The sequence below is a fragment of the Tomitella cavernea genome (assembly GCF_016599145.1).
Taxonomy (GTDB): domain Bacteria; phylum Actinomycetota; class Actinomycetes; order Mycobacteriales; family Mycobacteriaceae; genus Tomitella; species Tomitella cavernae.
Genome location: NZ_JAENKO010000054.1, coordinates 1 through 23,505 on the forward strand (window position 1 = coordinate 1; position 23,505 = coordinate 23,505).

At 69.3% G+C, this 23,505-nt stretch carries 23 protein-coding genes and 4 tRNA genes; 25 read left to right on the forward strand and 2 right to left on the reverse strand.

Going from position 1 to position 23,505, the window contains the following annotated elements; translation table 11 throughout:
- The first annotated feature begins 242 nt into the window (after positions 1-242).
- From JJ683_RS15835 to JJ683_RS15855, 5 genes are all read left to right on the forward strand, one after another.
- Complete coding sequence (locus JJ683_RS15835; RefSeq protein WP_307810976.1) at positions 243-1,844, forward strand: lipase family protein; 1,602 nt, start codon at positions 243-245, stop codon at positions 1,842-1,844.
- 225 nt (positions 1,845-2,069) lie between these two features.
- The gene (locus JJ683_RS15840; RefSeq protein WP_200175538.1) at positions 2,070-3,764 is read left to right on the forward strand and encodes a 4Fe-4S binding protein; all 1,695 of its coding nucleotides are present in this window, start codon (positions 2,070-2,072) and stop codon (positions 3,762-3,764) included.
- Positions 3,765-3,850: 86 nt separating this feature from the next.
- Complete coding sequence (menD, locus tag JJ683_RS15845) at positions 3,851-5,536, forward strand: 2-succinyl-5-enolpyruvyl-6-hydroxy-3-cyclohexene-1-carboxylic-acid synthase (RefSeq protein WP_200175539.1); 1,686 nt, start codon at positions 3,851-3,853, stop codon at positions 5,534-5,536.
- A 20-nt stretch (positions 5,537-5,556) separates the two neighbouring features.
- On the forward strand, positions 5,557-6,000 hold the full coding sequence (locus JJ683_RS15850; protein ID WP_200175570.1) for a DUF3592 domain-containing protein: 444 nt from the start codon (positions 5,557-5,559) through the stop codon (positions 5,998-6,000).
- Positions 5,997-6,686, forward strand: a complete 690-nt coding sequence (locus JJ683_RS15855; protein WP_200175540.1) for a demethylmenaquinone methyltransferase — start codon at positions 5,997-5,999, stop codon at positions 6,684-6,686. The genes JJ683_RS15850 and JJ683_RS15855 overlap by 4 nt, the downstream gene beginning before the upstream one ends.
- A gap of 50 nt (positions 6,687-6,736) precedes the next feature.
- Here JJ683_RS15855 and JJ683_RS15860 read toward each other — a convergent pair whose 3' ends face one another.
- Positions 6,737-8,053 carry a geranylgeranyl reductase family protein gene (locus JJ683_RS15860; RefSeq protein WP_307810977.1) on the reverse strand — a complete coding sequence of 439 codons (1,317 nt, stop codon included), beginning with the start codon at positions 8,051-8,053 and terminating at the stop codon, positions 6,737-6,739.
- Positions 8,054-8,321: 268 nt separating this feature from the next.
- On the opposite strand from JJ683_RS15860, the gene JJ683_RS15865 reads away from it, so the two are divergent.
- The 4 genes from JJ683_RS15865 to JJ683_RS15880 all read left to right on the forward strand — a co-directional run bounded on the left by JJ683_RS15865 (position 8,322) and on the right by JJ683_RS15880 (position 12,819).
- A complete protein-coding gene (locus tag JJ683_RS15865) occupies positions 8,322-9,338 on the forward strand; it encodes a polyprenyl synthetase family protein (protein ID WP_307810979.1) in 1,017 nt (338 codons plus the stop codon).
- An 82-nt stretch (positions 9,339-9,420) separates the two neighbouring features.
- Positions 9,421-10,287, forward strand: coding sequence for a zinc metalloprotease HtpX (htpX, locus tag JJ683_RS15870; protein WP_200175543.1), 867 nt, complete (start codon positions 9,421-9,423; stop codon positions 10,285-10,287).
- Positions 10,288-10,371: 84 nt separating this feature from the next.
- Positions 10,372-10,941: an ATP:cob(I)alamin adenosyltransferase gene (locus JJ683_RS15875; RefSeq protein WP_200175545.1), complete on the forward strand. Its 570-nt coding sequence runs from the start codon at positions 10,372-10,374 to the stop codon at positions 10,939-10,941.
- 57 nt (positions 10,942-10,998) lie between these two features.
- Positions 10,999-12,819, forward strand: a complete 1,821-nt coding sequence (locus JJ683_RS15880; protein ID WP_200175547.1) for a BCCT family transporter — start codon at positions 10,999-11,001, stop codon at positions 12,817-12,819.
- Positions 12,820-12,861: 42 nt separating this feature from the next.
- Here the strand turns inward: JJ683_RS15880 and JJ683_RS15885 are convergent, their stop codons facing one another.
- On the reverse strand, positions 12,862-13,353 hold the full coding sequence (locus JJ683_RS15885; protein ID WP_200175550.1) for a YajQ family cyclic di-GMP-binding protein: 492 nt from the start codon (positions 13,351-13,353) through the stop codon (positions 12,862-12,864).
- Positions 13,354-13,520: 167 nt separating this feature from the next.
- Between JJ683_RS15885 and JJ683_RS15890 the strand changes: the two genes are divergently transcribed.
- The 16 genes from JJ683_RS15890 to JJ683_RS15965 all read left to right on the forward strand — a co-directional run bounded on the left by JJ683_RS15890 (position 13,521) and on the right by JJ683_RS15965 (position 23,323).
- Positions 13,521-13,603: transfer RNA gene (locus JJ683_RS15890), tRNA-Tyr, on the forward strand.
- A 281-nt stretch (positions 13,604-13,884) separates the two neighbouring features.
- Positions 13,885-13,957, forward strand: a tRNA-Thr gene (locus JJ683_RS15895).
- A 47-nt stretch (positions 13,958-14,004) separates the two neighbouring features.
- Positions 14,005-14,077 (forward strand) — tRNA-Met (locus tag JJ683_RS15900).
- A gap of 98 nt (positions 14,078-14,175) precedes the next feature.
- Positions 14,176-14,340, forward strand: coding sequence for a 50S ribosomal protein L33 (gene rpmG, locus JJ683_RS15905; protein WP_158726652.1), 165 nt, complete (start codon positions 14,176-14,178; stop codon positions 14,338-14,340).
- Positions 14,341-14,501: 161 nt separating this feature from the next.
- Positions 14,502-14,993 carry a (3R)-hydroxyacyl-ACP dehydratase subunit HadA gene (gene hadA / locus JJ683_RS15910; protein WP_200175552.1) on the forward strand — a complete coding sequence of 164 codons (492 nt, stop codon included), beginning with the start codon at positions 14,502-14,504 and terminating at the stop codon, positions 14,991-14,993.
- 50 nt (positions 14,994-15,043) lie between these two features.
- Positions 15,044-15,484 carry a MaoC/PaaZ C-terminal domain-containing protein gene (locus JJ683_RS15915; RefSeq protein WP_200175574.1) on the forward strand — a complete coding sequence of 147 codons (441 nt, stop codon included), beginning with the start codon at positions 15,044-15,046 and terminating at the stop codon, positions 15,482-15,484.
- A 241-nt stretch (positions 15,485-15,725) separates the two neighbouring features.
- Positions 15,726-15,798, forward strand: a tRNA-Trp gene (locus JJ683_RS15920).
- A gap of 46 nt (positions 15,799-15,844) precedes the next feature.
- Positions 15,845-16,174, forward strand: coding sequence for a preprotein translocase subunit SecE (gene secE / locus JJ683_RS19480; RefSeq protein ID WP_200175554.1), 330 nt, complete (start codon positions 15,845-15,847; stop codon positions 16,172-16,174).
- Between the two features lie 171 nt (positions 16,175-16,345).
- Positions 16,346-17,326: a transcription termination/antitermination protein NusG gene (gene nusG / locus JJ683_RS15930; RefSeq protein ID WP_307810978.1), complete on the forward strand. Its 981-nt coding sequence runs from the start codon at positions 16,346-16,348 to the stop codon at positions 17,324-17,326.
- A gap of 65 nt (positions 17,327-17,391) precedes the next feature.
- Complete coding sequence (gene rplK, locus JJ683_RS15935) at positions 17,392-17,826, forward strand: 50S ribosomal protein L11 (protein ID WP_200175556.1); 435 nt, start codon at positions 17,392-17,394, stop codon at positions 17,824-17,826.
- A gap of 112 nt (positions 17,827-17,938) precedes the next feature.
- Positions 17,939-18,652 carry a 50S ribosomal protein L1 gene (rplA, locus tag JJ683_RS15940; RefSeq protein ID WP_200175558.1) on the forward strand — a complete coding sequence of 238 codons (714 nt, stop codon included), beginning with the start codon at positions 17,939-17,941 and terminating at the stop codon, positions 18,650-18,652.
- A 365-nt stretch (positions 18,653-19,017) separates the two neighbouring features.
- The gene (gene rplJ, locus JJ683_RS15945; RefSeq protein WP_200175560.1) at positions 19,018-19,551 is read left to right on the forward strand and encodes a 50S ribosomal protein L10; all 534 of its coding nucleotides are present in this window, start codon (positions 19,018-19,020) and stop codon (positions 19,549-19,551) included.
- A gap of 105 nt (positions 19,552-19,656) precedes the next feature.
- On the forward strand, positions 19,657-20,046 hold the full coding sequence (gene rplL / locus JJ683_RS15950; protein ID WP_200175562.1) for a 50S ribosomal protein L7/L12: 390 nt from the start codon (positions 19,657-19,659) through the stop codon (positions 20,044-20,046).
- Between the two features lie 464 nt (positions 20,047-20,510).
- Entirely contained in the window at positions 20,511-21,641 is a 1,131-nt protein-coding gene (locus JJ683_RS15955) for an ABC transporter ATP-binding protein (RefSeq protein ID WP_200175564.1), read from the forward strand.
- 86 nt (positions 21,642-21,727) lie between these two features.
- Positions 21,728-22,459, forward strand: coding sequence for an MlaE family ABC transporter permease (locus JJ683_RS15960; RefSeq protein ID WP_182349429.1), 732 nt, complete (start codon positions 21,728-21,730; stop codon positions 22,457-22,459).
- Between the two features lie 6 nt (positions 22,460-22,465).
- On the forward strand, positions 22,466-23,323 hold the full coding sequence (locus tag JJ683_RS15965; RefSeq protein ID WP_200175566.1) for an MlaE family ABC transporter permease: 858 nt from the start codon (positions 22,466-22,468) through the stop codon (positions 23,321-23,323).
- Positions 23,324-23,505: the final 182 nt, after the last annotated feature.

A 23,505-nucleotide genomic window follows, 5' to 3' on the forward strand; every position in this document is an offset into this window, starting at 1 on the left:
GCCTCGCCGCGGGCAGGACCGAGCCCGACGCCGGCCGGCTGCGCGCGCTCGCCGCGCCCCTCGAGCGCCGCCGCTGGTGGTTCGACCGGCTCGAACGCTGCTATGCGTTGTTGGATGCTGCCGGCGGGGGGTGGCGAAGTGGCGGGCGGCACTTGACACCCGGGGGGTGATGCGCGAGGCTTACTCGCCGGTAAGGATGCTGGCGGGCGCCGGCGCCGAAGGCCGTACCGGGAGGGCATCACGTGGGCATCAACGGCATCGCAACGGGTGGTGCGTGGCGGAGGTGGCGCCGGTCGGCGGTCTGCCTCGCCGCGGCGGCGATCGTGCCCGCCGTGGCCGCGCCCTCGGTCGCCGGTGCGCAGCCGGCGGGACCCGCGCAGTCAGTGGGCGACGCCGGCGTGGCGGCGCTGCAGGACCTGTCCCGGTTCCAGGAGCGCACGGGCTCGTCCGACCTCGCCGCGATCGAGGGGATCTCGGGTTCCACCGCGATGCCCGGCGTCGAGGGGTCGCTGGGCACCACGGGGTCGATGGACCTGTACGGATCCGCCAACACCGCGGATACGCCCGTGCTCGGCGTGGGGTCCACGGACCCGGCGACCGCGCCGACGGGATCGACGCTATCGGACTCGCCCGCCGGCCGGGACATCGCGGCGTTCTACAGCCCGCCCACGGACCTGCCCGATGCGCCCGGGCGCATCATCCGCTCGGAGCCGTCACACCTGGCCTGGTCGGTCCCGGGCGTCGACGGACCGTATCCGGGCGACGCCACCCGCATCATGTACTCATCGCAGGACACGCACGGCGCGCCGAATGCCGTCACCGGCACCTTCTTCGCGGCGCGGGCGCCCTGGACGGGGCCCGGCGGGCGGCCGCTCATCGTCATCGCACCCGGCACCCAGGGGCAAGGCGACGCGTGCGCGCCGTCCAGGCTGATCAACTCGCTGGCCTCGGGCTCGGCGCAGTCCGGCCCGCTGCTGGAGTACGAGATGATCCCGGCCTCGATCTGGCTGGCCAAGGGCGCGAACGTGGTGATGACCGACTACGAGGGTCTGGGCACGCCGGGCATGCACACCTACGTCAACCGGGTCTCGGAGGCGCACGCCGTCATCGACGCCGCACGGGCCGCGGGCGACCTGCCCGGTTCCGGCGTGACGGACTCGACCCCGATCGGGATCTACGGCTACTCGCAGGGCGGCGGTGCGGCCGCGGCCGCCGCCGAGCTGCTGGGAACCTACGGCGGCGACATCGCGCCCCGGGTGGCCGGCGTGGTCGCGGGCGCCCCGCCCGCCGATCTGTCCGCGACGCTGCACCAGGTCGACGGCACCTCGTTGGCCGGCGTCATCGGCTACGCGCTCAACTCGATGCGCACCGCGTACCCGGACGTGGTCCAGCCGGTGCTCGATGCCGAGCTCAATGATCGCGGCCGCCGGATGCTCGACGCGGTGGCGCTGCAGTGCGTCGGCGAGACCGCAGCGCAGTTCGGCTTCGCCGACACCGCCACTTTCACCCGCACCGGGGAGCCGGTCTCGCAGATCGTCGCCCGGTACCCCGAGGTGGAGGCGGTGTTGGAGGAGAACCGCATCGGCAGGATCGAGCCGGACGCGCCGGTGCTGGTGCTCAGTGGCAGCAGCGACGACATCGTCCCGCACGGCCAGGCCGAGCAGCTGGCGTCGGACTGGTGCGCGCTGGGCGCGGACGTGCGCTTCGACACCTTCGTGGAGCCGTCCATCTTCGACGGCGCGGGCCTGGGGCACGTCGTCCCCATGCTCGGCGGCACCGCAACTTTCGTCGACTGGCTCGACGCGCGGTTCGCCGGCGATCCGATGGAGAGCACCTGCGGCTGACGGCGGACGAATGAACGCGGACGCCGCCGCGATTTTGCACGGTTGCCGGGATCACCGCTAGGACGAGTGAACCTGTTCTAGTTATGATGGGGTCAACGTCGCGGCGCACAGGTTTGGGATGCAAGCCGGGGTGCGCCGGAAGATACTGTGCTGAGCGGGCGGTGGATCCGGCTGCGCGGCGCGCGCGGCGGTCGCTGCGCAGGGAACGCGAACGTGAGGACAGTCATGACTTATGTGATCACTCAAGCGTGTTGCAACGACACGGCGTGCGTTGACGTCTGCCCCGTCGACTGCATCCGCCCCACCGCCGACGACGAGCTGTTCGCCACAACAGAGCAGCTTTACATCGAGCCCACCACGTGCATCGACTGCGGCGCGTGCGTGGACGCCTGCCCGGTGGACGCGATCTTCCCGGAGGACCAGCTCAGCGAGGAGAACGCGAAGTACACGCAGATCAACGCCGAATACTTCGACAAGCATCCTCTGGTGGTGGACTGGGACTCGTTCGTGCCGCCATCGCCGATCGTCGTCCCCAAGGACCAGGCGCCGCTGCGCGTCGCGGTGGTAGGCGCGGGGCCCGCCGCCACGTACGCGGCCGAGGCCGTGGTCACCCAGGGCGGTCGCTCGGTGGAGGTCGACATCTTCGACCGCCTCCCTTCCCCGTGGGGACTCGCTCGCGCCGGCGTGGCGCCCGACCACCAGGGCACCCGCATCATCACGGACACATTCGAGACGATCGTGCGCAAGCCGGCGATCGCCGCCCATCTCAACGTGGAGGTGGGCGTCCACATCAGCCACGAGGAGCTGTTGGCCCACCACCACGCGGTGATCTACGCCGTGGGGGCCTCCACCGACCGGCACCTGGGCGTTCCGGGCGAGGACCTGCCGGGCAGCGTGTCCGCGACCGACTTCGTGGCCTGGTACAACGGCCATCCCGACCACGCGGGCGACGTCTATGACCTCTCAGGCGAGCGGGCGGTGGTGATCGGGAACGGCAACGTCGCCCTCGACGTCGCGCGGGTGCTGGTGACGTCCCCGGACGAGCTCGCAGAGACCGACGTCGCGGACCACGCCCTGGCGGCCCTGCGTGAGAGCAACATCCGCGAGGTCGTCGTGCTCGGGCGGCGCGGCCCTGTGCAGGCGGCGTTCACGAGTAAGGAGCTGATGGGTCTAGACGACGTGCCCGGCGTGGACATCGTGGTGGACCCGGTCGACCTCGAACTGGACGAGCACAGCGCCGCGTTCCTCGCCTCCGACGAATGCCCGTTCCCCGTGCCGCGCAAGATCGAGTGGCTGCGCGAGTACGCCTCCCGCACGCCCGACCCGGCGCGCAAACGCATCGTGCTGCGGTTCCTCGGCTCGCCGGAATCGCTCGAGGGCGACGGACGCGTGGAGCGTGTCAATGTGGTGCGCAACGAGCTGGTGGCCGACGAGTCCGGCCGACTTCGCGCGCAGGCCGCCGACTCGACGTCCGCTCTCGCGACCGGCCTGGTGTTGCGTTCCATCGGCTACCGGGGGACTCCTGTGGCAGGCCTGCCGTTCGACGAGCGCCGGGGTGTGATCCCCAACGAGGCCGGCCGAGTGGTCGACCCGGACGGGGACGGCCCTGTCGAGGGCGTGTACGTGACCGGGTGGATCAAGCGCGGCCCCACCGGCACGCTCGGCACCAACAAGAAGTGCGCCGGGGAGACGGTGGAGAAGCTCGCCGAGGACGTCAAGGAGGGGCTCGCGGAGCGTCCCGTGGAGAGCCGCGAGGCGCTGGACAAGCTGCTCGCCGGGCGCCGCCCGGATGCCGTCGGGTTCGACGAGTGGCGGGTTCTGGACCAGGCGGAGACGGTGGCGGGCAAGGAGTCCGGCCGACCGCGCGTCAAGGTGACGGACCTGCAGACGATGATCGACATCGAGAAGGGCCGCGGCTGATCCGCGCCCGGGCCGTCGGTGATCCGCGTGATACGCCGGGGGCTCCGGACGCATCCGCCCGGCGTCCGCGTGGGACCCTGGAGCATGTGAATCCGTCCACAGCGCAGGCTGCCGTCATCGTCGATGAGCTGACGCGCGGCGGGGTGCGCGACATCGTGCTCTGCCCCGGCTCCCGCAACGCGCCGCTGTCGTTCGCGCTGTACAGGTCGGCGACGGCGGGGCGCGTGCGGCTGCACGTGCGCATCGACGAGCGCACCGCCGGGTTCCTGGCCATGGGGCTCGCTGTGGCGTCCGGGAGTCCCACGGTGGTCGTGATGACATCCGGCACGGCCGTCGCCAACCTGGGGCCTGCGGTGCTGGAGGCCAACTACGCGCGCGTTCCGCTGGTGGTGCTCAGCGCCAACCGGCCGTATGAACTCCTGGGCAGCGGCGCCAATCAGACGGTGGAGCAGTTCGGCCTGTTCGGCACCCAGGTGCGGGCGGCGATCAGCATCGGTCTGGCCGAGCCTGAGCCCCCCGGGGGCGCCGCCTCCCGGCAGAACGCGGCGTGGCGCACTGTGGTGTGCCGGGTACTCGCGGAGGCCTCGGGAACCCGATCGCGACTTGCCGGTCCGGTGCAGTTCGACGTGCCGTTGCGCGAGCCCCTCGTGCCGGAGGACGACTGGGCGGACGGTGCGGCCCAAGACGGTGCGGGAGCGAACCGTGCCGATGTCGCCGCCACGCACGCCGGCCGCGCGGACGGCGCGCCGTGGACCCGCGTCCCCTCGGCGGCGACGGAGGTGCGGGTGCCGCTGGATCTCACCGCGGACACCTTCGTCATCGCAGGGCATGGCGCGGGGCGCTATCCCGAGCTGGACGGACTGCCCACCATCGCCGAGCCCACGTCGTGGCAGCGGGGCGTTCCCACTCATCCGTGGGCGCTGCTGTCCGTCCGTCCGCGACAGGCCGTCGTCCTCGGCAGGCCCACGCTGCACCGGCCGGTGTCGGCGCTGCTGGCGCGGCCGGACGTCGACGTCATCGCACTGACCACGGGCCCGCGCTGGCCGGACGTGTCGGGGAATGTGGTGCTCACCGGCACTGCCCCGGAGACTGCGGGCGCCCCGTCCGAGGAATGGCTGCAGGCGTGCGCGGCGGCCGACCGGCGCGCGCGCGCCGCCGTCGACGACGGTCTGGACGAGCATATCCCGGCGACCGGCCTCCACGTGGCGCGCGCGGTGCTACGGGGTCTGCGCGCCGGCGACCAGCTGGTGCTGGGTGCGTCGAACCCGGTGCGCGACGCCTCGCTTGCCGGGCGCATCCCCGACGGTGTGGCGGTGCGGTCCAACAGGGGTGTCGCAGGCATCGATGGAACGGTGTCGACGGCCATCGGTGCCGCCGTGGCCCACCCGGGGCGCACGGTGGCGCTGCTGGGCGACCTCACCTTCCTGCACGACGCGAACGGGCTGCTCATCGGGCGCGCAGAGCCCCGGCCGGAGGATCTCACGATCGTCGTGGCCAACGACGCGGGAGGCGGGATCTTCACGCTGCTCGAGCAGGGCGAACCCCGCTACGCGGACGCGTTCGAGCGGGTTTTCGGCACGCCCCACGAGGCGGACCTGGCCGCACTGTGCGCCGCCTACGGCGTGAGGCACCGCAAGGCCGACCCAGAGCAGTTGACCGCGATCCTCGCCGATGCGGCCCGGCGGCCCGCCGGTATCGAGGTGATCGAAGTGACCACCCACCGCGAGGGTCTGCGGCGGCTGCACGACAGCATGCGCGGCCAGGTGTCGTGACGGGTCCGGTCGCACCGGCGATGCGCCTGCCGAAGGTCACGCACCGCGTGGGCCGGCGGATCGTGATCGGCATCGCGACGGTGGTGACGGTGCTGGGGATCGTGCTGCTGCTGGCGTGCTGGCGCACCGACCGGGCGATCGAGGCCGACATGGGCACCGCCTCGGCAGAGGTCCTCTCCGCCGGGCACCTGCGTTCGTCGATCAGCTTCGCCACCCCCGACGGCGTCACGCACAACCCCCCGACCGGGGTCTTGTATCCCACCGGCCTGACGCAGGGACAGTTCATCGAGGTGGAGTACGACAGGGGAGACCCCGACATCGTCCGGGTGAAGGGGCGTGACGCCGCCGTCGCCGTGGTGCCGGTCGGATCGGTGCTGCTGGGCACGTGGATCGCGGCCGGTGCTGCGCTGCTGGTGCTGCGCTTGCGGTCCCGGCGGCGGACGCAGGTAGCGTCACACGGGTGAACAGGGCATCACTGCAGAAGGATCCCCGCGAGGTCGCGTCGATGTTCGACGGCGTCGCCCGCCGGTACGACGTGACCAACACCGTGTTGTCGTTCGGTCGGGACCGGTCGTGGCGGCGGGCCACACGGCGCGCGCTGGGCCTGCGGCCGGGCGAGCGGGTGCTCGACCTCGCCGCCGGCACCGCGGTGTCGACAGTGGAGCTCGCCCGGCCCGGAGCGTGGTGCGTGGCCACGGACTTCTCGCAGGGCATGCTCGCCGCCGGGCGAGGGCGGGCGGTGCCCAAGGTAGCGGGTGACGCGCTGCACCTGCCCTACGCCGACGCCGCGTTCGACGCGGTCACGATCTCCTTCGGGCTTCGCAACGTCGCCGACACCGACGCCGCGCTCGCCGAGATGGCGCGCGTGACCCGCCCCGGCGGTCGGCTCGTGGTGTGCGAGTTCTCCACGCCGGTCTTCGGCCCGTTCCGCACGGTTTACATGGAATACCTGATGAAGGCGCTGCCACAGGTGGCGGAGGCCGTCTCCTCCAACCCCGACGCGTACGTGTATCTAGCGGAGTCGATCCGCGCTTGGCCCGACCAGCGTGGGCTCGCCGAGCGCATCGACGCGGCCGGCTGGTCGGGCACCGAGTGGCGCAACCTCACCGGCGGCGTCACCGCGCTGCATCGCGCCGTGCGCCGGGCGTGACCTGCGCGTCGGTGTGCGGGTGGCGGCGCCGCGCTCCGTCGGCGAAGCGCTCAATCGGCGAAGGGCGCGCGCTGATCCGTACGCAGCGACGCGCGTCCGGCGGCGCGCCACGCGCGGGCGACGACATCGGCGTCCTCGTCGGTCACCAGGTTGCCCATCACCCGGACCGCCACCTCCATCAGGCGCCGGGAGCGCATCGCGACGGGCCCGCCCGCGGGCAGTACGCGGGGCACCGTCAGCAGGCCCGCGAGGCGGCGGGCGATGGAGAACGCCTCGCCGTAGTGCGCGGAGAGCAGTGCAGGCCAGGCGCGGGTCAGCCCGCTGCCCGGGCCGTCGCCGTTCATCAGGTCCACCATCAGCCGGCCGCCCTCGAGGCCGTAGTCGATACCCTCGCCGTTGAGGGGGTTCACGCAGGCCGCGGCGTCGCCCACCAGGGCCCAGTTGGGGCCCGCCACGCCGGAGACCGCGCCGCCCATGGGCAGCAGCGCCGAGGCGGGCGCCGCGGGGTCCCCGTGCAGATCCCAGTCGTCGCGCCGGCACCGCACGTAGTGGTCCAGCAGCGGCCGGAGCGCCCCCTGCGCGGGGCGGGCGGCGGTGGCGAGGGTGCCGACTCCGATGTTGACGCGCCCATCGCCGAGCGGGAACAACCACCCGTAGCCGGAGAGCAGGGAGCCCTCCGGATCCCGCAGTTCGAGGTGCGACGAGATCCACGGATCGTCGTGCCGGCCGGAGTCGATGTAGGCGCGGGCGGCCACGCCGTACGCGGTCTCGCGGTGCCAGCGCCGGCCAAGCATCCGGCCGACCGGCGAGCGCACGCCGTCGGCGACGATCAGCGTGCGGCAGCGCACGTCGAACCCGTCCGTCCGCGCCCGGCCCGGCCCATCCGACCCGCCCCCTCGGATCCGGACGGAGCGGACGCGACCGTCCGGCGCGCGGTCGACGCCGACGACGCGTGCGCCGCCGAGCATCCTTGCGCCGGCGTCGACCGCGCCGGCACGGATCCTGTCGTCGAGGACGGAACGGGGGACCGCGCTGCCCTCGGCGGGGAACGCGCCGCCGGGCCACGGCATCTCGAGCTGGCGGCCGAAGCCCTTGAGCCGCAGGCCCTTGTTGACGGCCTGCGCGCGGGCCCAGCCGCCCAGACCGAGCCGGTCGAGCTCGCCGAGTGCCCGGGGGGTGAGGCCGTCGCCGCAGGTCTTGTCGCGCGGGAAGCGGGCGGCGTCGAGCAGCAGCACGTCGTGTCCGGTGCGCGCGGCCCACGTGGCGGCCGCGGATCCCGCGGGGCCCGCACCGACGACGAGCACCTCGGCCTCTGCGGGGACGCGGGGTGTCGGACGCCGGTCGTCCCGGCTGGCGGCTGTGTGCACACGACCATCTTGGCAGCCGCGGCCGCCCGGCCGCCGCGGCCGGGCCCCGTCCGCACGGAGAGCGGGCTCGGCGCGGCGGGTATGCGACGCTACTATGCAACGGCGCTGCCGCGATCGCCGTCCCGGTCCGCCAGGACAGGGACGGACGGCAGGCGGCGCGTCACCGGCCGGGGCAGCGCACCGCTGTACCGGGCCGGGCCGGGCGTACCGGGTACGGTCACCTGGGGTGGTCTGCGCCCGACGACATCGAGACAGGACAGGTATCAGGATCGTGAGCACGGATGCGTCCACGGACACCATCGTCGCCGGCGTGGATCTGGGTGATCCGGACTTCGCCGCGCGGATCCGCGCCCGGATGGTGGAGTCGGAGGAGCTGCTCATCGCCGAGCTCTCCGTAGGCGAGGACTTCCTCACCGAGCCCGTGCTGCACCTGGCCTCTGCGGGAGGCAAGCGGTTCCGCCCGTTGTTCACGCTGCTGAGCAGCGAGTTCGGTCCCGATCCTGACAACATGGACGTAATCACCTCGGCCGTCGTGCTCGAGCTGGTCCATCTGGCCACGCTCTATCATGACGACGTCATGGACGAGGCGGCGATGCGCCGCGGCGCGGAGAGCGCGAACTCCAAATGGTCCAATTCGGTCGCGATCCTGTCCGGCGACTACCTGTTCGCGCAGGCATCGCGTCTGGTGTCCACCCTGGGGCCGTCAGCGGTGGAGATGATCGCGCTCACCTTCGCCGAGCTCGTCACCGGGCAGATGCGTGAGACCGTCGGCGCCCGCCGGGACGACCCCGTCCGGCACTACCTCGACGTCATCGGGGAGAAGACGGGGTCGCTGATCGCCGCCGCCGGCACCTTCGGCGGCAGGTTCTCGCGGGCGGACGACGAGCGGTGCGCGACGCTGCACCGGCTCGGGGCGGCCGTCGGCATGGCGTTCCAGATCTCCGACGACATCATCGACATCACCTCCGCGTCCGACCAGTCCGGCAAGACGCCGGGGACGGACCTGCGGGAGGGGGTGCACACCCTCCCGGTCCTGTACGCGCTGGCCGGCGACGGCCCGGATGCCGCGCGCCTGCGTGTGCTCCTGGACGGGCCCGTCGTCGACGACGCGACACTGGCGGAGGCCCTCGAGCTCCTCGGATCGTCGGACGGTATGTCCCGGGCGAAGGCCACGCTGGCCGATTACGCCCGGCAGGCACGCGAGGAGCTCGCGACGTTGCCGGACGGCCCCGCGAACCGGGCGCTGTCGTCGCTGGTGGAGTACACCACCGCGCGCGTCGGCTAGGTCTTGCACGTCACCGGGGCCGCCGGGAACCGCCACGCCGCGGGAGGCGTTGAACGGGTGGAAGGCTGCGAAAGGGCAGGACGTGCACTCTCACTCGAACGGTCTCAAGACCGCGCTGCTGTTGGGCGGAATGTCCGCGCTGATCGTCGTGATCGGTGGTCTTTTCGGCCGGACCGTGCTCATCATCGCGATCGTGCTCGCGGTGGGGATGAACGCGTACGTGTACTTCAACAGTGCCAGACTCGCGCTGCGCAGCATGCACGCGTACCCGGTCACCGAGGTGGAACAGCCCGGGATGTACCGGATCGTGCGCGAGCTCGCCACGCGGGCACACAAGCCCATGCCGCGCTTGTACGTCAGCCCCACAAACGCGCCCAACGCTTTCGCGACGGGCCGCAACCCGCAGAACGCGGCGGTGTGCTGCACGCAGGGGATCCTCGAGTTGCTCGATGAGCGGGAGTTGCGCGGGGTGCTGGGGCACGAGCTGTCGCACGTGTACAACCGCGACATCCTCATCTCCTCGGTGGCGGGCGCGCTGGCCGCGGTGGTGACCGGCCTGGCGAACATGGCGATGTTCGCCGGCATGTTCGGCGGCCGCGGGGACGAACGTGCGAACCCGCTGGCGCTGCTGCTGGTGGCCATGCTGGGCCCGGTCGCGGCCGGTCTGATCAAGATGGCGGTGTCCCGGTCCCGGGAGTATCAGGCGGACGAATCCGGCGCGGAACTCTCCGGTGACCCGCTCGCGCTCGCATCCGCGCTGCGCAAGCTGGAGTACGGGACGCAGGCCGCGCCGTTGCCGCCTGACCCCAAGCTGGCCTCGCAGTCGCACATGATGATCGCGAATCCGTTCCGCGCCGGCGACCGTATGCAGCACATGTTCTCGACGCATCCGCCGATGGCCGACCGCATCCGTCGCCTCGAGGCGATGGCCGGCGGGCCGGGGTCCTGAATACCGCACCCGCGCGCGTGCCGTTCACCAGTGAGTATGCCGATGCGGCCTGAATAAGACGGCGCACGCTCCTACGATGCGTGCATGACCCCATCGGACGTGACACAGAGGGTGCGGACGTCGGCCGATCCGGTCGACACGCGGTTGATGCTCGCCGGCGGCTGCGAGGAAGCGGCGGCGGTCCTCGGCGTCGCCGTGTCCATCGGCGCCACTTTGCCGTTCAGTGTGGTCAGACTGCTTGCCCGGGTGCAGAACGACCTTTACGACATCTCCTCGGCGGTACGTGCTGTGGCGCGCGGCGACGATCCGCCCGTGGAGCTGAGCGACGTCTACGTCGACCGTGTGGACCGTGCCGTCGAGCATTACGACGCCATGCTCGAGCCGGCCGCCGTCGCGGCGTTGCCGGGCGGCACGCACACGGGTGCGTCCTTGCATCATGCACGCACCGTCGTATTCCGGGCCGAACGCGCCGCCCGCGCCGTCGGCGCCGATCCGTTGATCATCCGCTACCTCCTCGCGCTGGAGGTCCTCGTCGTGGTCCTCGCCCGGCTGGCGAATGCCGAGCACGGTGACACCGATTGGCAGCCCGGCCTTTCCGGGCGACTCGACAAGGTCGAGCTCTGGGAGCCGCTTCCCGAGGAATGGGGGCCCTGACCTGCACTGCATGACCAGCGGGAACCCGCCCGGATATGCGACGCCTGAGAGGGGATCATGAGTTCAAGCACCGAGGAAGGCTCCGCGACGAAGAAGCCGGCGCAGGCACGAGAGCCGCGCAACCCGTTCAGTCCCAAGGGCCCCAAGGCCATCGATCCGGTCGTGTTCTGGATAGCCCTGGGTCTGATCCTCGTCTTCGTCATCCTCGGCGCCGTCTTCCCCGACGGGACGGGCCGCGTGGCGGGCACTGCGCTCGACTGGGTCATCGCGAACCTGGGGTGGGCGTTCATCCTGTCGGTGGCCGGATTCGTCGCCTTCACGCTGTGGCTGGCGCTCAGCCGGTACGGCCGCATCCCGCTGGGCCAGGCAGGGGACAAACCCCAATTCTCCAACGTCTCGTGGATCGCCTTGATGTTCGCCGCGGGCATGGGCGTGGGATTGGTGTTCTGGGGTGTGGCCGAACCGATCACGCACATGATGGAGCCCCCGCCGGACTCCGGGGCGGAGGCCGGCACCCGCGGTGCCGCACGGGTGGCGATGCAGTATTCGTTCTTCCACTGGGGAATCCAACCCTGGGCGATCTACGGCGTCGTCGGGCTTGCACTGGCGTACTCCACCTATCGCAAGGGCCGGGGCAATCTGTTGTCCGCGCCGTTCACGCCGCTGATCGGCGACCCGGAGAATGCCGCCGGCAGAGTGATCAACATCTTCGCAATCGTCGTGACGAAATTCGGCTCGGCGACGTCGCTGGGCCTGGCAGGGCTGGAGATCGCGGCAGGACTGTCCTACGTGTTCGGACTCGACGCCAGCAACAACGTCGCCGTCATCTCGATCCTCATCCTCACCGTTCTCTTCGTCGTCACCGCGGTGTCCGGCGTGGAGAAGGGCATGAAGCACGCCAGCAACATCAACCTGGTCCTCGCTTTCGGCTTGATGATGTTCGTCCTGATAGCCGGCCCCACCGTGTTCATCTTCGACATTTTCGGGCGCTCGTTCGGCGACTACCTGTGGAACTACATCCCGATGACCTTCCACACCGCGGGGTTCGGCAGTGAGGCGCTCAACGGGTGGCTCTCCAGCTGGACGATCTTCTACTGGGCCTGGTGGGTGTCCTGGGCGCTGCACGTGGGGACGTTCCTGGCGCGGGTGTCCAAGGGGCGCACGATCCGGGAGTTCGTCGCCGGCGTGGTGATCGTGCCGGCGCTCGGCGGCATGGTGTGGTTCGCGGTCTTCGGCGGCGCCGGACTGAAGTCCCAGCTCACCGGAAGAAACGACCTGTGGCGGGTGATGCAGGAGACCAACGCCGACGGCGGATCCGGCCCCGCGGCGGCGCTCTTCTCCCTGCTGCAGGAGTACCCGTGGTTCTCCGTCATCGGCACGCTGACGATCATCCTCGTCGCCATCTTCTTCATCACCGCGGCCGATACGGGTGCGATGGTCCTCGGAATGCTGTCCTCGCGCGGTATCCCCGAGCCCCGACACGTGATCAGCGTTATCTGGGGTGTGATGAGCGCCGCCGTCGCCATCGTCCTGCTCTACGTCGGCGGTCTCGACGCGATCGAAACCTTCGTAATCCTGGCGGCGTCACCGTTCATGCTGCTGATGATCGGCATGGCGGTGAGTTTCTACCTGGATCTGCGGCACGATCCGCTGCGCACACAGATCGCCCCGCCCGTGCGCAAACACGCGCCCGACCCCATCGACACGTCGATCGAGGAACGCCGGCGTGAACGGGCGGAGGCGAAGAGGCGGGGTGATGCAGACGGCTCCGGGCGGTCGGGGGCCGAGGCCGAGGAAGTCGCGGGCGGGGCCTTGCTCGGGGAGCGGGAGACGGAGGACGAACGCGCGGAGGGGGCGGACGAGCTCGACACGCGTTGATCGGTGCGCAGGTCGGTGCCCTGCCGGGCACCGACCCCGGGGTCACCGGTAGTTGACGAACTGCAGCGCGATGTCGAAGTCGCTCGACTTGAGCAACGTGATCGTGGCCTGCAGATCATCGCGCTTCTTGCTGGACACGCGCAGTTCATCGCCCTGGATCTGCGCCTTGACGCCCTTGGGGCCCTCGTCCCGGATCTTCTTGGAGATCTTCTTGGCCCTGTCCTGGTCGATGCCCTGTACCAGCGATCCTGTGATCTTGAACGCTTTCCCGGAGGCCTGGGGTTCGCCCGCGTCGAAGGCCTTCAGTGAGATGTCGCGCCGGATCAGCTTCTCCTTGAACACGTCGAGCGCGGCCTTGACCCGCTCCTCGGCCTCGGCTGACAGCACGATCGTCTCCTCGCCGGACCATTCGATGCGGGCGCCGGTGCCGCGGAAGTCATAGCGGTTGGCCAGCTCTTTCGCCGCCTGGTTCAGCGCGTTGTCCACCTCCTGGCGGTCGACCTTGCTCACGACGTCGAAAGACGAATCTGCCACCGGTTCTGCTCCTCGGGTCGGGTTGACGCGCCGGCCGTCGTACGCGCCGGCTCCCGACAGACGTTATCGCCGGGGGCGGCCCGTTGGCCAGACGATTTGCATCATGCGGGACGCGTGCGTGTAGTGTGCCTATCGCACCCGGCGGTCGTTTCCGTCGGGAGACGCACGGCAGGTTGCCCGAGCGGCCAATGGGAGCGGACTGTAAATCCGCCGGCTCACGCCTACGTAGGTTCGAATCCTACACCTGCCACACCTGCGCGATTGCCCCTGTTGCCCCCGTGGAACAGGGGCAATCGTGTTTCCGGGCCCGTCTGACGCCGGCTCGGAACCCGGTCGTCGTGGAGCGCACGGAGGCCCGCCGGTGAGCGATTTTGCGATGCGGGGCGGCTGTGTGTACTCTCGTGAAGGCTTGACCGCGAGGAGGTGGCCGGTGCACGCTCGATGGTGTGCGTCGGTCCTGCTCGGATCCCGTCCGGATGCACTTTTCGGCGTACTGGACGGACCGGCTACACTTTCCCGTGTCGAAAGCATGCCCCCTTAGCTCAGTCGGTAGAGCGTTTCCATGGTAAGGAAAAGGTCGACGGTTCGATTCCGTCAGGGGGCTCGCGCGGGTGGACGGCCTGGCAGAATGTCCAGGGCGCCGCCCAGCAAGGCGGTGTAGCTCAGTCGGTAGAGCAAGCGGCTCATAATCGCTGTGTCGCCGGTTCAAGTCCGGCCACCGCTACCGAAATGAAAGTCCCGCGGCCGTTGGCCGTCGGCTTAGTACCCCTGGGGCGCGGCTGACAGAGCCCACCCACAGACCGACCCGAAGGAAGGCATCTCGTGGCTGCCACCGACGTCCGTCCCAAGATCACGCTGGCCTGCGAGGTTTGCAAGCACCGCAACTACATCACCCGCAAGAATCGTCGGAATGACCCCGACCGTCTTGAGATGAAGAAGTTCTGCCCCAACTGCGGCAGCCACCAGGTCCACCGCGAGACCCGCTGACATCGCAGTCGGTCCGGGCCGGCACTCGAGCGCGGCAGTGACTTCGGTCGCTGCCGCGCTTGTCATGTGTGGACCGAGTGTAGCGGGGCATCGACCCGGGTCAGCGGCCGGCCCCGGAACGTCCGCGGCCGGGGTCCAGCACGCAGAAGAAGGGGAGAGCGATGCCACTGCCACCGGATTTCGAAGACACGCACTATCACGTCGACGACATCTATCAGGTCGCCCGCGACAAGGTGCGCGAGTTCGCGCTCGCGGTCAAGAGCGAGCACCCCGCGCATCACGATGAGCAGGTGGCGCGGGATCTCGGATACTCCGGGCTCGTGGCGCCGCCGACGTTCTTCGCGATCTTCGGGGCGTTGGCGCAGCGCCGCCTCCTCGAGCTGGGCGGCCTCGACCTGACCCGGGTGATGCAGACGGACCAGCGTGCGGAGTTCCACAAGCCGCTGGTGGTCGGTGCCCACCTGAGCTGCGGGGTCTCCGTGGATTCGGTACGCGCGATGGCGGGCGCCGACATCATCGTGACCAAGAACGTCGTCGCCGACGCGAACGGCGAGCCGGTGCTGACGACCTATACGACGGTGGTGCACCGGGAGCTCGCCGATGACGATGAGGGTGCGAACGACGAGATCATGGAGGCGGTTCGAGCGCTATGACCGGAACCGAGCGCCACGGGGGCGCGCACGAGGCGGCGCAGGTGGAGCAGATGACGGTCCGCGTCGGCCGGCGGGACTTCGACGCGGTCGCCGTGGGGGACGCCCTTCCCCCGCGCACAGTGTCCGTCGGCCGGGCCGATCTGGTGCGGTACGCGGGGGTGTCCGGTGACCTCAACCCGCTGCATTGGGATGACGCCATCGCGGCGAGGCTGGGTCTCGACAGCGTGGTGGCCCACGGGATGTTCACCATGGGGGTCGGCGCCGGCTACGTCTGCGATTGGGTGGGGGACCCGGGTGCGATGCTCGATGTCAGCGTCCGGTTCACGAGCCCGGTCCTGGTTCCGCCGTTCCCCGCGCGGGCGCAGGTGGAGCTCACCGGCAAGGTGAAATCGGCAGACCCGGCGGCCCGCACCGTCGTCATTGCGCTGCAGGCGAAGTCCGGCGGGAAGAAGGTGTTCGGGCGCGCGACGGCCACGGTGCAACTCGCCTGAGTCGGTGCCTCGTTTGCGGCCCGCCGGGGTGCATGCAGTACAGTTGGGCCTCTGCGAGGGGGTGAAGCCTCACGGTGTTCCCCCGCGGCCGTCAGTGCTGCTTCGGGTGTCCCGGTTTTCCGACGGGCGGCGGGGCCGGTAGGGTCGTGGGTGCCGCATGCAGCGTCGTGCGGGCAGGAGCATGCGTGGGCCTTGTCCGCGCAGTGGGTCGGTGACGGAGCAGTCTTCCGGGTCCGGCCAAAGGGGCGTAGCTCAATTGGCAGAGCAGCGGTCTCCAAAACCGCAGGTTGCAGGTTCAAGTCCTGTCGCCCCTGCCCACGATCGCCGAACACTTCGGTGCCGGTCAAGGAGAGGAACGCGGTGAGCGACGAGCAGGACATGGCTTCCGGCGGCGCTCGGCCTACCGGGAAACGCGGCCGTGCCGACGCCGTCACCACCGTGCCTCGTCCGAAGGTCCGCAAAAAGGCGGCCGCGGAGGGGGCCGCGTCGCGACGCGGCCGCAATCCGTTCTCCCTGATTCTCCAGTTCCTGCGCGAGGTCGTCGCGGAGATGAAGAAGGTCATCTGGCCGACCAAACAGGAATGGTTCACCTACACGGTGGTCGTCTTGGTGTTCATCGTGGCCTTGATCGGACTCACCACCGGGCTCGACATCGGCTTCGGCAAGGCCGTATCCGTGGTGTTCGGCTGAATCAGTAGTATTCGGCGGAGAGGATCCATCGGTACGGTGGGGCCGGGCGCCCTGGGTGAAGATGCGGACGCGCCGGTGGATCAGAGCAGGTAGCTGTCAGCGCCGGCCGGGGCGGGGATGAGCCCACCCTTGAGTACGCAGGTGACGAGACTGAAAGAAAGCGAGTGCCCAGTGAGCACCCACGAAAGCGATGCCGAGCAGTCGGACGTCGAACTTCCCGGCGTGCCCGCCGACGATGCAACGGCGGCCGCGGAGGTCGATGCGCCGGGTGCTCCTGATACCGACGACGTTGCATCGGCGCCCAGCGAGGCCGCCTCGCTGTTCTCGGACGGAACCACCGCGGCGGGATCCGTGGACGAGCAGGCGGGGGCCGCGAGGGAGGAAGCGGTGCCCGGGGGCGTCGTCGCCGATACTGCCGAGCCGGACACTGCGGAAGCCGAGCCGGACACTGCGGAAGCCGAGCCGGACACTGCGGAAGCCGAGCCGGACGCTACGGAGGACGGCGCTACGGAGGACGGCGGCGAGGAACCGCAGGTCGACCCGGAGCGTGAGCTGCGCAGGGAGCTGCGCCGCCTCGAGGGCGACTGGTACGTCATCCACTCCTACGCGGGCTACGAGAACAAGGTGAAGACCAATCTCGAGACACGCGTGCAGAACCTCGACGTGGGCGACTTCATCTTCCAGGTGGAGGTTCCCACCGAGCAGGTGACCGAAATCAAGAACGGCCAGCCCAAGCAGGTGAACCGGAAGATCCTGCCCGGCTACATCCTCGTCCGGATGGAACTCAACGACGAGTCGTGGGGCGCCGTGCGCAACACCCCCGGCGTGACCGGCTTCGTGGGCGCCACCTCGAAGCCGTCTCCGTTGAGCCTGAAGGACGTCGTCAAGTTCCTGCTGCCTCAGGGCGAGAAGAAGAAGTCCGGGGCAGGAAAGGTGTCGGCGTCGGCCGCCGGCGAGTCGGCTGCGAGGCCGGCCGTCGAGGTCGATTTCGAGATCGGCGAGTCCGTGACGATCATGGACGGGGCCTTCGCAACGCTGCCCGCCAGCATCAGCGAGGTCAACGTCGAACAGCAGAAGCTGAAGGTCCTGGTGTCCATCTTCGGTCGTGAGACGCCGGTGGAACTGAACTTCGGGCAGGTCTCGAAGATCTGACCGGGCCCTTCACGCATCGATGACAGCCCCGGCCGCAAGCCGGGGGCAGTGATAGGAAACGAAAGATGCCCCCCAAGAAGAAGAAGCTCGCTGGGCTCATCAAGCTCCAGATCCAGGCAGGTCAGGCCAACCCGGCCCCGCCCGTCGGTCCGGCGCTCGGTCAGCATGGCGTCAACATCATGGAGTTCTGCAAGGCCTACAACGCCGCGACGGAATCGCAGCGCGGCAATGTGGTGCCGGTGGAGATCTCCGTCTATGAGGACCGTTCCTTCGACTTCAAGTTGAAGACCCCTCCGGCGGCGAAGCTGCTGCTCAAGGCGGCCAACCTCGCCAAGGGCTCCGGTGAGCCGCACAAGAGCAAGGTCGGTTCGGTCACCATGGACCAGGTCAAGGAGATCGCCAAGACCAAGGAGCCCGACCTCAACTCCAACGATATCGATGCCGCCGCGAAGACCATCGCCGGCACCGCCCGTTCCATGGGTATCGAGGTGAAGGGCTGATCCGTTCCCGGCGGCCGTGCGCCCCGGGGGACGCGATCCCCGTTCGATACCGGAACCGTGGGAGGGCCGGCCAGGCCCGTCACCACGACTGACCTCAAAGGACAGAACACTCATGGCAAAGCGCAGCAAGGCGTACCTCGCCGCGGCGGAGAAGATCGACGCGGCGAACCTCTACACCCCCCTTCAGGCCGTCGGACTGGCCAAGGAGACCTCCTCGTCGAAGATGGACGCGACGGTCGAGGTCGCGATGCGGCTCGGCGTGGACCCCCGCAAGGCCGACCAGATGGTGCGCGGCACCGTCAACCTCCCGCACGGCACGGGCAAGACCGCCCGCGTCATCGTCTTCGCGGCGGGCGCGAAGGCCACTGAGGCCGAGGAGGCCGGTGCCGATGCGGTCGGAGCCGAGGACCTCATCGAGCGTATCCAGGGCGGCTGGCTCGACTTCGACGCGGCGATCGCCACGCCCGACCAGATGGCGAAGGTCGGCCGCATCGCGCGCGTCCTGGGCCCGCGCGGCCTGATGCCGAACCCCAAGACGGGCACGGTGACCAACGACGTGACGAAGGCCGTCGCGGACATCAAGGGCGGCAAGATCAACTTCCGCGTGGACAAGCAGGCCAATCTGCACGTGGTGATCGGCAAGGCGTCTTTCGAGCCGAATCAGCTCGTGGAGAACTACGGCGCCGCGATCGATGAGGTGCTGCGGGTCAAGCCGTCCTCGGCTAAGGGGCGCTACATCAAGAAGGTCACGATCGCGACGACCACCGGACCGGGCATCCCGGTGGACCCGACGCGCACCGCGCGGCTTCTCGACGACAGCGAGTAGACATACGCAGACCGGCGGCAGCGCCGACGTTCGGCAGGCACGAGGGCCGGCCGCCCCGGACGGGGCGGCCGGCCCTCGTCATTGCCCCCGGAGGGGGTGATTTGGCCGGCTCGGTCGGCGTCGGGTATCGTCGTCGCAGAAGTTCGACTCGATCGAAGTTCTACCGAAGACCGTTGGTCACCGCCTGCCTCGCGCAGGCGGACTAAGGTCCGGGTGCGACCCGGCGGCCCACGCAGGAGAACGAGGTTGGGGAGTCCACGGGAGCTTTCGGGCCCCGCTGTGCGATTCTCCTCACACGCCCCGTGCGCCCTGCGCCGGGGCGTCAGTCGTCTCCGGGCACACGAGTGCAAGAAAGGAGGCGAAGCATGGCCAAGCCGGAGAAGGTCACCGCGGTTGCGGAGATCACCGAACGTTTCCGGGAATCGCACGCGGCCGTCGTGACGGAATACCGTGGACTCTCGGTCCCCGCACTGATGGAGCTGCGTCGCGCACTCGGTTCGGACGTCACCTACTCGATCGCCAAGAACACGCTGGTCAAGCGTGCCGCGGCGGAGGCCGGTGTCGAGGGGCTGGACGATCTGTTCGTCGGGCCCACGGCGATTGCCTTCGTCAGAGGAGAGGCCGTGGACGCGGCCAAGGCGATCAAAAAGTTCTCCAAGGACCACAAGTCGCTGGTCATCAAGGGGGGCTACCTCGACGGCGCCACGCTGAGCGTGGACGAGGTCGAGAAGTTCGCTGATCTCGAATCGCGCGATGTCCTGCTGTCGAAGCTCGCGGGCGCGATGAAGGGCAACCTCACCAAGGCCGCCGGGCTGTTCAACGCCCCGGCCTCCCAGGTTGCGCGCCTGGGCGCGGCTCTGCAGGACAAGAAGGCCGCGGAGGGTGACGCCGCTGCGTGATCCGCGGACGCGGGCCACGCTCAAACCGATGCGCACGCGCGTGCGCACCCCACTTCGTCCGACACGCGGCGGGTGGGGATCAGACTGACAGGAAGGACCGCCACCATGGCGAAGCTCAGCACTGAAGAACTGCTCGACGCGTTCAAGGAGCTCACCCTCCTCGAGCTCTCCGAGTTCGTGAAGGCCTTCGAGGAGACCTTCGAGGTCACCGCGGCCGCCCCGGTCGCCGTCGCCGCTGCAGGCGCCGCCCCCGCCGGCGGGGAGGAAGCCGCCGCAGAGCAGGACGAGTTCGACGTCGTCCTCGAGTCGGCCGGCGACAAGAAGATCCAGGTCATCAAGGTCGTCCGCGAGGTCGTCTCCGGGCTGGGCCTGAAGGAGGCCAAGGACCTCGTCGAGAGCGCCCCCAAGGCGATCCTGGAGAAGGTCGACAAGGAGGCCGCCGACGCGGCGAAGGCGAAGTTCGAAGAGGCCGGCGCCAAGATCACCGTCAAGTAGGACGGCGGGCCGTACGGCCGACGCCCGGTACGGAAGATCACGAATTCGTATCGGTTTGCGTGCGCAAAGGTGGACCACCCCTCGGGGCGGTCCACCTTTGCTTTTGCGGTGCAGGAGGCGCCCACGGCGGCGCGAGGGTGGGATGCGGGTGGCTATGGCTTCGGCCGGGAAGTGGGCTCCGCGATGCGATGTGTGGTGGAATACATTCTGTCCGTGCCGAGTTCCAGCACTCCCCGTGGGCGGTGTCGGGGCACCGACGGGGCCGGTCGGCCCGTCGGCGAGCGACGGGGCGGGCCTGCCGGACGCGGGCGGCGTGTCGGATCGGACGTGGTGTCGAACGGAGGGGTCTTCCCCCCATCGCCTACTGACCCGTCAGTAGCCCGGTGGGCGGCGGGGATGGCCTATGCGATAAGGTGACGCGAACCACATCAGGGATGGTGTGGTGAACATTCGTGGGAGGTGTCGTGGGAGTCGAGGTCGCAGTCGAGGGGCTCACCAAGTCTTTCGGTTCACAGAACATTTGGCAGGACGTGTCGTTGACGCTCCCCGCGGGTGAGGTCAGCGCGCTGCTGGGGCCTTCAGGCACGGGCAAGTCCGTGTTCCTGAAGTCCCTGATCGGTCTCCTGCGCCCCGAGCAGGGCTCGATCGTCATCGACGGCACGGACATCCTGCAGTGCTCGTCCAAGGAGCTCTACGAGATCCGCCAGATGTTCGGCGTGCTCTTCCAGGACGGCGCGCTGTTCGGTTCGATGGATCTGTTCGACAACGTGGCGTTCCCCCTGCGGGAGCACACGAAGAAGAGCGAATCCGAGATCCGCAAGATCGTCATGGAAAAGCTCGACCTCAACGGGCTCATCGGCGCGGAGAACAAGCTCCCGGGTGAGATCTCCGGCGGCATGCGCAAGCGTGCGGGCCTGGCGCGTGCGCTGGTGCTGGATCCGCAGATCATCCTCTGCGACGAGCCGGACTCGGGCCTCGATCCCGTCCGCACGGCGTACCTGAGCCAGTTGATCATCGACATCAACGCGCAGATCGACGCCACCGTCCTCATCGTGACGCACAACATCAACCTCGCCCGTACGGTGCCGGACAACCTCGGCATGCTATTCCGTAAGCAGCTGGTGATGTTCGGTCCCCGCGAGGTGCTGCTGACGAGCGACGAGCCGGTGGTCGAGCAGTTCCTCAACGGGCGCAAGATCGGCCCCATCGGGATGTCCGAGGAGAAGGACGACGCCCAGATGGCGGCCGAGTTGGCGGCGCAGGCCGCCGGCCACCACGACGGTTCCCCCGAGGAGGACGTCCGCGGCATCGCCCGTCAGATGGAGGCCAGCCCCGGCATGCCGGAGCGTCAAGCGGTGTCCCGGCGCCAGGCGCGCGTCCGCGAGATCCTGCATACGCTGCCCGCCGATGCGCAGAAGGGCATTCTGGCCAGCCTGGAAGGTCGGTACGGGCCCGACGAGTTCGGCGGGGACTACGGCTATGAATCGGAGCAGGAGGGGGCGCATCGCGCGCCTTCCTACAGCGCCTCCGATCCGGAAACCGAGGTCTTCGCGTCGGCGGACCCGCAAGGGCCCCCTGCTGAAGGCAGATCGTGACGGACGCCGCCGTCGGCATCCGGGAGAACCGGTATGTCGACGCCGCCGTCCGCGGCGTCGAGGGGGGCTTGCGCCAGGCCGGGCTGATGTTCCAGCTCTTCGTGGACGTCGGTCGGGCCTCATTGCAGCGTCCGTTCCAGTTCCGCGAGTTCATTCTGCAGGCGTGGTTCATCGCGTCCGTGACGATCCTGCCGACCATCCTGGTCGCGATCCCCTTCGGCGCCACGGTGTCGCTGCAGACGGGATCGCTGATCAAGCAGCTCGGCGCGGAGTCGTTCACGGGCGCGGCCAGCGTGGTGGCGGTGATCCAGCAGGCGAGCCCGCTAGTAGTGGCGCTGCTGGTGGCCGGCGCGGCGGGTTCCGCGGTGGCCGCCGACCTCGGTTCGCGGACCATCCGCGAGGAGATCGACGCGATGCGGGTGCTCGGCATCGATCCCATCCAGCGGCTGGTGGTGCCGCGCGTTCTGGGGATGGTGCTCGTCGCCGTGCTCCTCAACGGGCTGGTCAGCGTCGTCGGCGTGGCGGGCGGCTACTTCTTCAACGTGGTCGCGCAGGGCGGCACGCCCGGCGCGTATCTCGCATCGTTCTCGGCGCTCGCGCAGCTTCCGGACCTGTGGATCGGTGAGATCAAGGCCGCCGTCTTCGGTCTGATCGCCGCGGTCGTCGCGGCGTACAAGGGCCTCAACCCCAAGGGGGGCCCCAAGGGCGTGGGCGATGCGGTGAACGAAGGCGTCGTCATCACCTTCCTGCTGCTGTTCTTCGCGAACATCATCCTCACCGCCGTATACCTGTCCCTCGTTCCGCCGAAGGGAGCGTGAGCGCCCATGACGATCGCGCGTGAACGCAGCATGCTGGGCATGCGTGCCAAGAGGGCGGCCCGCGTCCCGGTCGACGTGCTCGATCGCGCCGGCGACCAGATGTCCTTTTATGGGCAGGTGCTGGTGTGGATACCCCGGACGCTGACGCGCTATCGCCGTGAGGTGGTGCGACTGCTGGCCGAGGTGTCCTTCGGCGCGGGCGGGCTCGCCGTCATCGCGGGCACCGTCGGCGTCATCTTCATGATGTCGCTGTTCGTTGGCGTCGTCGTGGGCATGGCGGGTTACGCCTCGCTCGACCAGCTGGGCGCCTCGGTGCTCACCGGTTTCCTCTCGGCATACGTCAATACACGCGAGCTCGCGCCGTTGATCGCCGCGTTGGGGCTCTCCGCCACGGTCGGTTGCGGTTTCACCGCGCAGCTCGGCGCCATGCGGATCTCCGAGGAGATCGACGCGCTCGAGGTAATGGCCGTGCCGAGCGTGCCGTTCCTCGTGTCCACCCGCGTCATCGCGGGTTTCATCGCGGTCATCCCGCTCTACATTGTGGGACTCCTCGCGTCCTACCTCGCGTCGCGCCAGGTGAACACGTGGATGAACGGCCAATCGCCAGGATCCTACGACCATTATTTCAATCTGTTTCTTTCGCCGACAGACGTCCTGTGGTCGTTCGGCAAGGTGCTGATATTCGCCTTCGTCCTGATCCTCATCCACTGCTACTACGGCTATTCCGCGTCGGGCGGCCCCGCCGGAGTCGGCGTCGCGGTGGGCCGTGCGGTGCGCACGGCGATCGTGATCATCGCGGTCCTCGACTTCTTCCTGAGCCTCGCCATCTGGGGCACCACGACGACAGTCCGAGTGGGGGGCTAGCCCATGGAGTCCCAAAGGTCGACGTTGCGTCGCAGGTTGCTCGGGCTGCTGCTGTTCGCGTTGGTCATCGGGTTCGTGGCGGTGACGGTGTTGCAGTACAACAAGGCGTTCTCGACGTATACGAGTATTTATCTGGTCACCGATAGTGCGGGAAATGCCCTGCCTGAGCGTGCGGATGTGAA

Excerpts from the sequence above, each read along its gene's own strand:
- JJ683_RS15840 (WP_200175538.1), top strand. The coding sequence starts at position 2,070 with ATGACTTATGTGATCACTCAAGCGTGTTGCAACGACACGGCGTGCGTT.
- JJ683_RS15850 (WP_200175570.1), top strand. The coding sequence starts at position 5,557 with ATGCGCCTGCCGAAGGTCACGCACCGCGTGGGCCGGCGGATCGTGATC.
- JJ683_RS15875 (WP_200175545.1), top strand. The coding sequence starts at position 10,372 with ATGACCCCATCGGACGTGACACAGAGGGTGCGGACGTCGGCCGATCCG.
- JJ683_RS15880 (WP_200175547.1), top strand. The coding sequence starts at position 10,999 with ATGAGTTCAAGCACCGAGGAAGGCTCCGCGACGAAGAAGCCGGCGCAG.
- hadA (WP_200175552.1), top strand. The coding sequence starts at position 14,502 with ATGCCACTGCCACCGGATTTCGAAGACACGCACTATCACGTCGACGAC.
- JJ683_RS15915 (WP_200175574.1), top strand. The coding sequence starts at position 15,044 with ATGACGGTCCGCGTCGGCCGGCGGGACTTCGACGCGGTCGCCGTGGGG.
- rplK (WP_200175556.1), top strand. The coding sequence starts at position 17,392 with ATGCCCCCCAAGAAGAAGAAGCTCGCTGGGCTCATCAAGCTCCAGATC.
- rplA (WP_200175558.1), top strand. The coding sequence starts at position 17,939 with ATGGCAAAGCGCAGCAAGGCGTACCTCGCCGCGGCGGAGAAGATCGAC.
- rplJ (WP_200175560.1), top strand. The coding sequence starts at position 19,018 with ATGGCCAAGCCGGAGAAGGTCACCGCGGTTGCGGAGATCACCGAACGT.
- rplL (WP_200175562.1), top strand. The coding sequence starts at position 19,657 with ATGGCGAAGCTCAGCACTGAAGAACTGCTCGACGCGTTCAAGGAGCTC.
- JJ683_RS15960 (WP_182349429.1), top strand. The coding sequence starts at position 21,728 with ATGTTCCAGCTCTTCGTGGACGTCGGTCGGGCCTCATTGCAGCGTCCG.
- JJ683_RS15965 (WP_200175566.1), top strand. The coding sequence starts at position 22,466 with ATGACGATCGCGCGTGAACGCAGCATGCTGGGCATGCGTGCCAAGAGG.